This is a genomic window from Streptomyces sp. NBC_00461 (genome assembly GCF_036013935.1).
Classification (GTDB): domain Bacteria; phylum Actinomycetota; class Actinomycetes; order Streptomycetales; family Streptomycetaceae; genus Streptomyces.
Map to the genome: position 1 here is coordinate 2,010,319 of NZ_CP107902.1, position 11,209 is coordinate 2,021,527.

Genomic DNA, 11,209 nt, shown 5'->3' on the forward strand with positions numbered 1-11,209 from the left:
GGGCGGAAACGACCGAAACGGAGCGGGCCCCACCAGGGCGGGGCCCGCTCCGTTCTGCACACCGGCGCAGAAGTACGCGGTGCCTTGCATGGGAATGCGCCGGTTCAGACCGAAGCGCGCGCCTTGCGGTACATGACTGCTCCCGCGAGCAGCGCACCCGCGCCCACCGGGAGCACGAGGCCCAGCGGCATGTCACTGCCGGTGTGCGCGAGCTGTGCGGTGCCCTGGGGCTGAGTGACCGCCGACTGGGCGCCCGGGTGGTTGGCGTGCGAGGAGCCGCCCGGGGTCGTGCCGCCCGTGCTGGGCGGCGTGCTCGGGGTGCCGGGGTGACCGGGCTCCGTGGGGTTGCCCGGGTTGCCCGGGTGGCTCGGATTGCCCGGGTGCCCGGGGTTGCCAGGGTTGCCGGGCGGTGTCGTCTCGTGACCGCCGCCCGGAGGCGTGGTGTGCCCGCCGCCCGAACCGCCGCCGTTGGCGCAGTCGTTGCCCTTGGCCGCGTTGCCGATGCCCACGACGTCGACGCTGTTGCCGCAGACGTTCACCGGTACGTCGACCGGCACCTGGACGTGGTTGCCCGAGCCGACACCGGGTGAGTCGCTTGCGTGCCCGCCGGCCTGGGACCCGCCGGAACCGCCATGGCCCGAGCCGTGTCCGCCGGACGCGCCTCCGCCCTTGTTGGCGCAGTCGTTGCCGATCGCCGGGTTGAGGATCCCGATGACGTTGACCGTGTTGCCGCAGACGTTCACCGGCACGTCCACCGGAGCCTGCACGGTGTTGCCGGACAGCACGCCGGGCGAGCCCGAACTGGAACCGCTCGCGCCCGAGTCGGCGTGGGCGTAGCCGCCCGCTGCGGCGAGCACGCCGGTCGCGGCCGCCACGGTCATCAGGCCCTTGCGGGTGACCTGTCGCATTACTGAATTCTCCCTGCCTTCAATCCTGACCTGGAATACCGCGAATCTCGCGAAGAAATCCGCGACAAAGGCCGGTCGGCCCCGGAGCGCATGGGACGCGCTCCGGAGCCGACGGGCGTGAACGACCCTCAGCGGGTCGACGTCACTTGTTGATGCAGGTGTTGCCGAAGGCGGGGTTCAGCAGCCCGATCACGGAGACCGTGTTGCCGCAGACGTTCACCGGGACGTGAACCGGCACCTGAACGACGTTGCCGGAAACGATGCCCGGGGAGTGCACCGCGGCACCCTGAGCACCCGAGTCGGCGACGGCCAGGCCCGCACCCGCGAGAACCAGACCACCAGTGGCAGCCGCAGCGGCGACGACCTTCTTGATCATTATTCCTCCTTGTTGGCAAATGCGATCCCAAGTAGCGGATCACATGAGCTGTAACGAGGAGGGAGTAATCGAGCTACGAGCTTATGGTCGCATTCACTCTTTTCAGTCAATACCGCACGGGCGCCCGATTATTGAAGTTTCGTTTCACTGGCGAAAACCGGACGCCAAAAGCGGTCAGGAGCCGTCGATGAAGCGGTCGAGCACGCGCACGCCGAACTTCAGGCCGTCGACCGGCACCCGCTCGTCGACGCCGTGGAACATCCCGGCGAAGTCCAGCTCCGGGGGCAGCTTGAGCGGGGCGAAGCCGAAGCCGCGGATGCCCAGGTCGTCGAAGGACTTGGCGTCCGTGCCGCCGGAGAGCATGTACGGGATCGCCTTGGCGGCCGGGTCCTCGGCCACCAGCGCGGACTGCATCGCGTCCACCAGCGCCCCGTCGAAGGTCGTCTCCACGGCCTTGTCGGAGTGCACGTCCTCGCGCCTGACCTTGGGGCCGAGGATCTTGTCCAGGTCGGCGAGGAACTCCTCCTCGAACCCGGGCAGGAAGCGCCCGTCGACGTGCGCCGTGGCTTCGCCGGGGATGACGTTGACCTTGTAGCCGGCGCCCAGCTGCGTCGGGTTGGCCGTGTTGCTCAGGGTCGCGCCGATGAGCTTGGCGATGCCGCCGAGCCTGGCCAGCGTCCCCTCCATGTCCTCCGGGTCCAGCTCGGTGCCGAGCGCGTCGCCGAGTTCGTCGAGGAAGGCCCGGGTGGTCTTGGTCACCCGTACCGGGAACCTGTGCCGTCCGAGCCGCGCGACGGCCTCCGACAGCTCGGTGATCGCGTTGTCGCGGTGGATCATCGACCCGTGCCCGGCCGTGCCGGCCACGGTCAGCTTCATCCAGTGCATGCCCTTCTCGGCCGTCTGGATCAGATACAGCCGCCGCTGCTCGCTGACCGTGAACGAGAACCCGCCGACCTCGCTGATCGCCTCGGTGACGCCCTCGAAGAGACCGGGGTGCTTGTCGACCAGGTGCCGGGCGCCGTACGTACCGCCGGCCTCCTCGTCGGCGAGGAAGGCGAGGACGATGTCGCGCGGGGGCCTGCGCCCGCTGCGCAGCCGGTCGCGTACGACCGCGAGGGTCATCGCGTCCATGTCCTTCATGTCGACGGCCCCGCGCCCCCACACGCACCCGTCGGCGACCTCGCCGGAGAAGGGGTGGTGGGTCCAGTCGTCGGCGTTGGCCGGTACGACGTCGAGGTGGCCGTGGATGAGAAGCGCGGGCCGCGACGGGTCCTCGCCCTCGATCCGGGCCACCGTGGAGGCCCGGCCCGGGTGCGACTCGAAGATCCGCGGTTCGAGACCCACCTCGGCGAGCTTCCCGGCGACGTACTCGGCCGCCGCCCGCTCACCCGGACCCGAGTGGTCGCCGTAGTTGCTGGTGTCGATCTGGATCAGCTCGCGGCAGAGGTCCACGACCTCGTCCTCGCCGGTGACGCCCCTGGCCGTGTCCGTCTCGCTCACGCTGCTTCCTCCCGCTGTCACTGCTGGTGGTTCCCCTCATCCTCCCTCCGACCCCGGCCGCACCCCAAGACCGGACCCGGCCCGTCACACGCCGTTCACGCCGGACAGGGGGTGACCAGGGCGCCCTCGAAAGCCTGGTAATGTTTCCCTCGTCGCCGCGGGGCAACCCCGCACGACAGACACCTTGTCCGGGTGGCGGAATGGCAGACGCGCTAGCTTGAGGTGCTAGTGCCCTTTATCGGGCGTGGGGGTTCAAGTCCCCCCTCGGACACCAGCCGAAGTCCCCGGCCGCTCAGCGGCCGGGGACTTCGTCGTTTCCGCCCCACCAGCCCTTTTCCGCCCCAGGAAGGCACTCCTCACCCACCGTGTGGGCCATCTCTCCCCCGAGTGAAAGCCCCAGGTCAAAGGCGGTTAGCCGGTGCTTGATCCACCCCGGACAGCCCTCCCGAGTGGCCGTTCAGCCGTCCGGAACCTAGCTTCGTACTAAAATTTCCGGCTTGTTACGGAACGGAGCTGGAGGAGGACAACCCCAGGCAGACCTGCGGGCCCGCCAGCGCCCCGGAGTCTTCCGGGATCGAGACGCGAGGACCGGATGGCAGCGATAGACGAGAGCAGTGCTCTCGGCCTGCTCGACGAAGAGTTCAGCGCAGAGATCCACCAGCAGTTCGGCGACACCGCGCGCTTCTCCGGAGGCCAGGCGGCCTCCCCGCGCACGCTCGTCGACATCTTCGACGCATCCGTCAGGTCGTACCCGGACGAGCTCGCCCTCGATGACGGTACGACGCGGCTCACCTACCGTGCGCTGGCCGGCGAGGTCGAGCGGCTGCGGCGCGAGCTCGCCGCCGCCGGGGTCGGCCTGGGCGACCGGGTGGGGGTCCGGGTCCCGTCCGGCACCAACGACCTCTACGTCGCCATCCTCGCCGTGCTGGCCGCCGGTGCCGCCTATGTTCCCGTGGACGCCGAGGACCCGGACGAGCGGGCCGAGCTGGTCTTCGGCGAGGCGGACGTCCGCGCCGTCGTCGGCGCGGGGCACGCGCTCACGGTCAACGGGCGCAGCGACGTTCCCGCCGCCCGGCCCGGCGCCGAGCAGGACGCGTGGATCATCTTCACGTCCGGCTCCACCGGGAAGCCCAAGGGCGTCGCCGTCAGCCACTGCAGCGCCGCCGCGTTCGTGGATGCCGAGGCCGCTCTGTTCCTGACCGAGGACCCCATCGGTCCCGCTGACAGGGTCATGGCGGGTCTGTCGGTCGCCTTCGACGCGTCCTGCGAGGAGATGTGGCTGGCCTGGCGCAACGGGGCCTGTCTGGTGCCCGTGCCGCGGTCGCAGGTCCGCAGCGGGGCCGACCTCGGTCCCTGGCTGGTCGAGCAGGACATCACCGTCGTCTCGACGGTGCCCACGCTGGCGGCCCTGTGGGAGCCGGAGACCCTCAACGACGTACGCCTGCTGATCTTCGGCGGCGAGGCCTGCCCGCCCGAGCTGGTGCAGCGGCTGGTGACGGAGGGGCGCGAGGTCTGGAACACGTACGGGCCGACGGAGGCGACCGTCGTGGCCTGTGCCTCGCTCATGTCCGGCGAGGAGCCCATTCGGATCGGGCTGCCGCTCGACGGCTACGAGCTGGCCGTCGTCGACGAGGCCGGGGAGCCCGTGCCGATGGGCGAGAGCGGCCAGCTGGTGATCGGCGGGGTCGGGCTCGCCCGGTACCTCGACGCCGAGAAGGACGCGGAGAAGTACGCGCCGCTGGAGTCCCTGGGCTGGGAGCGGGCGTACCGCAGCGGTGACCTCGTGAAGGCCGAGCCGGAGGGGCTGGTGTTCCTCGGACGGGCCGATGAGCAGATCAAGCTCGGCGGGCGCCGGATCGAGCTCGGTGAGGTGGACGCGGCCCTGCAGGCGCTGCCCGGCGTCCAGGGCGCCGCTGCCGCCGTGCGCACCGCCCGCAGCGGCAACCAGCTCCTCGTCGGCTACGTCGTCACCCAGGAGGGCTGGGACCACGCCGCCGCGGTCGAGAAGCTGCGCGCCGAGCTGCCCGCCGCCCTCGTCCCGCTGCTCGCGCCGGTCGAGGACCTCCCGACACGCACGTCCGGCAAGGTCGACCGCAACGCTCTGCCCTGGCCCCTGGAGGGCCTGGAGACCGGCGGTCCCGCCGAGCGGCTCTACGGCACCGAGGCCTGGCTGGCCGAGCAGTGGACAGAAGTCCTCGGCATCCCGGTCTCCAGTGCCCGTGACGACTTCTTCGCGATCGGCGGCAGCAGCCTGGCCGCCGCCCAGCTGACGACGAGGCTGCGCACCCGCTACCCGAGTGCCGCCGTCGTCGACATCTACCAGAAGCCCACCCTGCGCAAGCTGGCCCGCCATCTGGAGGAGTCGGCGCAGGACGACGGTGCGCGGCGCACGATCGCCCCGGTGCCGACCCGTGCCAAGGTGATCCAGACGCTGCTGCTGGTGCCGCTGTTCACGCTGCTGGGCCTGCGCTGGACGGTCGCGCTGGCCGCGGCCGGCAATCTGCTGCCCGCATACTCCTGGCTGCCGACGGCCTCCTGGTGGCTGCTCGCGGTCGGTGCTCTCGTGCTCCTCACCCCGCCCGGTCGCCTCGCGATCGCGGCGGGCGGTGCGCGGCTGCTGCTGCGAGGGGTCGAGCCCGGCCGCTATCCGCGCGGTGGGAGCGTGCACCTGCGGCTGTGGACCGCCGAGCGGCTGGCCGAGTTCACCGGGGCGACCTCGCTGACCGGCTCGTGGCTGGAGCGGTACGCGCGGGCGCTGGGCGCCAAGATCGGCCAGGACGTCGACCTGCACTCGCTGCCGCCGGTCACCGGGCTGCTGAAGCTCGGCCGGGGCGCCGCCGTGGAGTCCGAGGTCGACCTGTCCGGCTGGTGGCTGGACGGCGACCGGCTGGAGATCGGCGCGGTCAAGGTCGGTGCGCACGCCACCGTCGGCACCCGCAGCATGCTCTTCCCGGGCGCCCGCGTGGGCAAGCGGGCCGAGGTGGCGCCGGGTTCGGCGGTCACCGGTCAGATCCCGACCGGTCAGCGCTGGGCCGGTGCGCCCGCGGTCAAGCTCGGCAAGGCCAAGCGCAACTGGCCCAAGGAGCGTCCGCAGCGCGGCACGTACTGGCGTGTGATGTACGGCCTGACGGGCCTCGCGCTGACCGCGCTGCCGCTGCTGGCGGGCGGGGCCGCGTTCCTCGTGGCGTACGTCTTCATCGACGCGCACGCGCCCCTGCGGGGTGCCGCGCTCGCCCTCGTCCCGGCCACGCTGGCGTTCGGGGCGGTGTACGCGCTGCTGATCCTCGTCGCCGTACGACTGCTGAGTCTCGGCCTGCGTGAGGGCACGCATCCCACGCACAGCCGGATCGGCTGGCAGGCCTGGACGGTCACGCAGCTGATGGACCGCTCGCGCGAGACCCTGTTCCCGCTGTACGCCGGGCTGGTCACGCCGGTGTGGCTGCGGCTGCTCGGCATGCGGATCGGGCGGGGCGCCGAGGTGTCCACGGTGCTCGCGCTGCCGAGTCTGACCACGGTCGGCGAGGGCGCGTTCCTGGCCGACGACACGCTGACCGCGCCGTACGAGCTCGGTGGCGGCTGGATGCGGATCGGGCGCGCGGAGATCGGGCGGCGGGCGTTCCTCGGGAACTCGGGGATGACCGCGCCGGGGCGCAGCGTGCCGGACGGCGGGCTCGTCGGCGTGCTGTCGGCGACGCCGAAGAAGGCGAAGAAGGGCAGCTCGTACCTGGGGCTGCCGCCGGTGAAGCTGCCGCGCAGCGCCGAGAGGGGCGACCAGAGCCTGACGTACGACCCGCCGGCGCGACTGCTGTGGGCGCGCGGGCTGGTGGAGCTGTTCCGGATCGTGCCGGTGTTCTGCTCGGCCGGCCTCGCGGTGCTGACGGTGGCGGCACTGTGCCTGCTGGGCCCCTGGGCTCCCCTGCTGTCCGGTCTGGTGCTGCTGGGCACCGGCGCGGCGGCCGCTGTCGTCTCGTTCGTCGCCAAGTGGCTGCTCGTCGGGCGGCACCGTACCGGTGAGCACCCGCTGTGGAGCGGCTTCGTGTGGCGCAACGAACTCGCGGACACCTTCGTCGAGGTCGTGGCCGTGCCGTGGCTTGCGGGTTCGGTGCCCGGGACGCCGGTGATGACCGCGTGGCTGCGCGGTCTGGGCGCCAAGATCGGCAAGGGCGTGTGGGTGGAGAGCTACTGGCTGCCCGAGACGGACCTGGTGACCCTGGAGGACGCGGCCACCGTGAACCGTGGCTGCGTGCTGCAGACCCACCTCTTCCACGACCGGATCTTGCGGACGGATACTGTTGTTCTCCGTGAGGGCGCCACGCTGGGCCCTGGCGGGATCGTGCTGCCCGGCAGCACGATCGGGGCCCGCACCACACTGGGTCCCGCGTCGCTCGTCATGGCAGCGGAGTCCGTCCCGGACGACACCCGCTGGCTCGGCAACCCGATCGAGGCATGGCGGCCCTGAACGCGGGCCACTCGGAGTCGGTGGGCGTCGCATCGGCGACGAAGAGTGGCAGCGCAGCGCAGGGAGCAGAAGCACCAGTGGCAGTTCAGACGTCGGCGGGTTCGGACCCGTACTTCCCGGATCACGGTGACGCCGGTTACCGGGTGCACCGGTACGAGCTCGCGCTCGATTACCGGCCGGGCCCCAACCGGCTGGCCGGGACGGCCCGGATCAACGCGATCGCGGGCCGTTCACCGCTGGGCGAATTCACCCTGAACCTCTCCGACTTCAAGATCGGGCGGGTCCGGGTCGACGGCCGGCAGCCGCACTACACGCATCGCGGCGGCCGGCTGCGCATCCGCCCCGCCAAGGCCGTCCGGCCCGGTGCCGCCTTCACCGTGGAGGTGCACTGGGCGGGCAACCCCAAGCCGGTCACCAGTCCCTGGGGCGGGCTCGGCTGGGAGGAGCTGGAGGACGGGGCGCTGGTGGCGAGCCAGCCGATCGGGGCGCCGTCCTGGTACCCGTGCAACGACCGGCCCGCCGACAAGGCGGCGTACCAGATCTCGATCACCACGCCGTCCGCGTACGCGGTGGTGGCGGGCGGCAGGCTGCTGACCCGTACGACGCGCGCGTCGACGACGACCTGGGTGTACGAGCAGTCGGCGCCCACGTCGAGCTATCTGGTGGGCCTGGCGATCGGCAAGTACGAGACGGTGCTGCTGGGGGACCCGGGGCCGGGCGGGGTGCCGCAGCACGGGCACATCCCGGCTCAGCTGCTGCCGGAGTTCTCACGGGACTTCGCCCGGCAGCCGAAGATGATGGACCTGTTCCAGGAGCTGTTCGGCCCCTATCCGTTCGGCGAGTACGCGGTCGTGGTGACCGAGGAGGAACTCGATGTCCCCGTGGAGGCCCAGGGGTTGTCGCTGTTCGGCGCCAACCACGTGGACGGGGCGCGGGGTTCGGAGCGGCTGGTGGCGCATGAGCTGGCGCACCAGTGGTTCGGCAACAGCGTGTCCATCGCGGACTGGCGGCACATATGGCTGAACGAGGGATTCGCCAAGTACGCCGAGTGGCTGTGGTCGGAGCGCTCGGGCGGCCGTAGCGCGCAACAACTCGCGGCGGCTGCGCACCGGTTGCTGTCCACGCAGCCGCAGGATCTGCGGCTGGCCGATCCGGGGCGCAAGTCGATGTTCGACGACCGTCTCTACGAGCGCGGCGGGCTGACCGTGCACGCGGTGCGCTGCGCGATGGGCGACGACGCCTTCTTCCGCATGCTGCGTGCCTGGGCGGGGCTGCACCGCGGCGGCGCGGTGACGACCACGACGTTCACGGCGCACGCGGCCCGGTTCGCGGACGAGCCGCTGGAGGGCCTGTTCAAGGCCTGGGTGTACGGCGCGGCGCTGCCTTCGATGCCCACGCAGATCCCGGCACGTCCCGCGCACCCGCCCACCAACGCCGAGTCGGCGTAGGCGGGCGGGCGCCGCCCGGCATCAGCTCGCGGGCACCTTCAGCCTGTCCCAGGTGACCTTGCCCGGGATGCCGTCGGCGTCCTTGCCCTTGAAGCCGAGCTTGTGCTGCCAGGCCTGGTAGGACTTGCGGTCGGCCTCGGTCCACTCGGGGCTCGGCCCCTCCTCGTAGTGGCCGCAGCCCTCGGCGACCAGGCGCTTGCCCATGGCGGTGACGAGCGCCGACTTCTGTCCGACGTGGAAGAAGCCGGAGCCCGGGAACGGCGCGTACGAGGGCTTGGACGGCGTGGGCCTGGGATCGGGGTCCTTTCCGCCGCCGGAGCCCTTGCCGGCCAGCCGGTCGGCGATGCGTTTGCGCATGCCGTCCATCGTGAAGCCGCGCGGGTCCTGCTTGCCGGGCTGCCACTCCTTGTGGCCGATGACCGACCGCTCGCTCCAGCCGTGGTGGCGGCAGATCGCGGCGGACACCTTCTCGATGGCCTCCTTCTGGGCCTCGGGCCACGGGTCCCTGCCGTCGCCGAGGTTGATGCACTCGAAGCCGTAGAAGTGCCGGTTGCCGTCGGTGTCCGCCTCGTTGTCGTGCGGCAGTCTCGACTCGTTGACGACGGCGCGCAGTACGTCGCTGTCGCCCAGCCCGGCATGGTTCGCACGGCCGTTGCCGACGAGGTGGATGTGGCCCTTCTTGTCGATGACGCCGTGGCACAGCGGCCCCGGCAGGCCCGAGTAGCCGTTGTAGCAGATGTTCACGGAGGCGTCCGTGCCCGAGGTGACGGTGTGGTGGATCATCACTCCGTTCACCGGGCCCCACGGACCCTTCGTATTGCGGTTGTGGGTACGCCAGTTGCGCACCTCCACAACCGTCAGGCCCTCCGCTCGCAGGATCTCCACCAGCTTGGACGCGCTCAGGGGTGTGGCCATCAGTTGTCTCCTTCCACCGCGGCCTCCGCTTCCACCGTCGTCTGCGACCTCCCGTGGGAGGGATCCTCGGCCGCCAGCTCCTCACGGCGTGCCTGCTCCTCCGCCGCGAGCGTCGCCGCGTCCGCGGCCGGGATGCTGCCGGCCAGCGGGCCGAAGGCGAGGCGCAGGTCGACGGCGCTCTCCTCGCCCTTGACCAGGGCGAGCGGTGCGAGGTGGCGGGCGATGCCGGCGGGGCCCTGCAGCAGCGGGCGGCGTGCCGGGTCGGCCGGCCATTCGACGCCGCCGGTGGCGGTGCGGGCCGGGATCAGCCAGTGGTCGCCGGTGCGGTAGCCGCCGCCCTTGGCGAAGTAGACCTCGACGCCGTCCTCCAGGGGCAGCCACTCGCCCTCCGTGACGGGGACGGCGCCGCCCTTCAGGGCTGCCGTACGGCCCTTGCGCCGGGGGCCCTCGTGGTGGTCCCAGCGGCGCAGGAACGGGTTGAGGTGCGGCAGCCGGCCGACGCCCGGCTCGGGCTCGGCGGACAGCCGTACGCGACGGCCCGGCAGGTCCAGCTCCTCGACTCGCAGCAGAGGGAGGGCCTCCAGCCGGGAGGCGTACGCGGTGTCGGTGAACTCCACGTGGTCGCCGACGTCCAGGTCCAGCTTGTCGTCGTGGCCGAGCGACGCCAACTGCACCCAGGTTCCGTCGAGTTCGTCGACGGCGAAGACGACGGAGCCGTTCTCGCGGGACCACTTGAAGGTGGCGTCCTTCGCCTCGCCGCCGGCGTGCACCTCGACCCGGTACAGCTGGTTCTCCGGTCCGCGGTAGCGGGCGTCGGGCCTGACCAGGCACGGGTCCTCGTCGGCGTGGTCGGGCCGCTCGCTGCGGGCGGCCAGCCGGCCGGTGGCCGCCGCCTGCCGCTGCGCCCACTTGTCGAAGGCGGCGCGGACGACCTCCTTCGACGGGTCGGCGTCCTCGATCGCCAGCTCCGTGAGGGAGAGCGGCAGGACCTGCCAGACCACCTTCACGCGGGCGGCGGTGTCGGGCATCGTCGCGCCCAGGGCGACCTCCCGCAGCGCCGGGTCCTCGGCCGCGTTCACGGAGCGTTCCCACACGTTCAGGTAGACGACGAAGGGCGCCCCGGCGGGAGAGGGCAGCCGGTCGCCGGGCTTCTCCGGGTCGCGGTAGGCGTCGGGCTGGTCCCAGTAGGTCCAGTACGACGGCGGCGCCGCGGTGTCCTGCTCGGCGTCCTCGGCGTCCTCGTCCGGTACGGGCGCACCGGGCACCGGGCGGTCCGCGTCGACCAGGATGCCGTCGACGTAGTAGCGGCCGCCGTGGATGTAGAGGGTGTCGATGTCGTGCCTGCCGCCCACGTACTCGATGCGGAAGCCGGCCGCGTCTCGCGGGCCGCCGTAGCGGCCGATCAGGTCGGCGGTGAGGGTGCGGGACTGGTGGAGCTGGATGGCGGTCTGCTCGTTGGCGTCGGCGTCGAGCTGGACGCGGCCCTGCTGGGCGACGACCGCGGAGTAGTGCCGCTCCGGCCGGAAGGTGAGACGGGAGAGGTCAGCGTGCATGAAGGGGGTCCCCCTGGTTCAGGAAAGTGCGGGTACGCGAAGTCGGTGGA

7 protein-coding genes and 1 tRNA gene are annotated in these 11,209 nt (G+C 71.7%); 3 read left to right on the top strand and 5 right to left on the bottom strand.

The window, feature by feature from the left end; genetic code table 11:
- Positions 1–104: 104 nt before the first annotated feature.
- From OG870_RS09670 to OG870_RS09680, 3 genes are all read right to left on the bottom strand, one after another.
- Entirely contained in the window at positions 105–908 is an 804-nt protein-coding gene (locus OG870_RS09670) for a chaplin (protein WP_266511247.1), read from the bottom strand.
- A gap of 142 nt (positions 909–1,050) precedes the next feature.
- Complete coding sequence (gene chpH / locus OG870_RS09675; protein ID WP_061921333.1) at positions 1,051–1,284, bottom strand: chaplin ChpH; 234 nt, start codon at positions 1,282–1,284, stop codon at positions 1,051–1,053.
- 174 nt (positions 1,285–1,458) lie between these two features.
- Positions 1,459–2,784 (bottom strand): M20/M25/M40 family metallo-hydrolase, encoded by a 1,326-nt coding sequence (locus OG870_RS09680; RefSeq protein WP_266923522.1) that lies wholly within the window; start codon positions 2,782–2,784, stop codon positions 1,459–1,461.
- A 186-nt stretch (positions 2,785–2,970) separates the two neighbouring features.
- Between OG870_RS09680 and OG870_RS09685 the strand changes: the two genes are divergently transcribed.
- The 3 genes from OG870_RS09685 to OG870_RS09695 all read left to right on the top strand — a co-directional run bounded on the left by OG870_RS09685 (position 2,971) and on the right by OG870_RS09695 (position 8,691).
- Positions 2,971–3,058, top strand: a tRNA-Leu gene (locus tag OG870_RS09685).
- Positions 3,059–3,376: 318 nt separating this feature from the next.
- Positions 3,377–7,243: a Pls/PosA family non-ribosomal peptide synthetase gene (locus OG870_RS09690; protein WP_266841316.1), complete on the top strand. Its 3,867-nt coding sequence runs from the start codon at positions 3,377–3,379 to the stop codon at positions 7,241–7,243.
- A 77-nt stretch (positions 7,244–7,320) separates the two neighbouring features.
- Positions 7,321–8,691: a M1 family metallopeptidase gene (locus OG870_RS09695; RefSeq protein ID WP_266511258.1), complete on the top strand. Its 1,371-nt coding sequence runs from the start codon at positions 7,321–7,323 to the stop codon at positions 8,689–8,691.
- A gap of 21 nt (positions 8,692–8,712) precedes the next feature.
- On the opposite strand, the gene OG870_RS09700 is transcribed toward OG870_RS09695, so the two are convergent.
- Together OG870_RS09700 and OG870_RS09705 are read right to left on the bottom strand one after the other, a co-directional pair.
- Positions 8,713–9,606: a peptidoglycan-binding protein gene (locus OG870_RS09700; RefSeq protein WP_266511261.1), complete on the bottom strand. Its 894-nt coding sequence runs from the start codon at positions 9,604–9,606 to the stop codon at positions 8,713–8,715.
- On the bottom strand, positions 9,606–11,159 hold the full coding sequence (locus OG870_RS09705) for a DUF6519 domain-containing protein (RefSeq protein WP_266585835.1): 1,554 nt from the start codon (positions 11,157–11,159) through the stop codon (positions 9,606–9,608). Before OG870_RS09705 ends, OG870_RS09700 begins: the two co-directional genes overlap by 1 nt.
- Between the last annotated feature and the right edge of the window lie 50 nt (positions 11,160–11,209).

What these genes read in the sequence shown, in the direction of transcription:
- OG870_RS09690 (WP_266841316.1), top strand. Translation starts at nt 3,377, where the DNA reads ATGGCAGCGATAGACGAGAGCAGTGCTCTCGGCCTGCTCGACGAAGAG.
- OG870_RS09705 (WP_266585835.1), bottom strand. Translation starts at nt 11,159, where the DNA reads ATGCACGCTGACCTCTCCCGTCTCACCTTCCGGCCGGAGCGGCACTAC.
- chpH (WP_061921333.1), bottom strand. Translation starts at nt 1,284, where the DNA reads ATGATCAAGAAGGTCGTCGCCGCTGCGGCTGCCACTGGTGGTCTGGTT.
- OG870_RS09700 (WP_266511261.1), bottom strand. Translation starts at nt 9,606, where the DNA reads ATGGCCACACCCCTGAGCGCGTCCAAGCTGGTGGAGATCCTGCGAGCG.
- OG870_RS09670 (WP_266511247.1), bottom strand. Translation starts at nt 908, where the DNA reads ATGCGACAGGTCACCCGCAAGGGCCTGATGACCGTGGCGGCCGCGACC.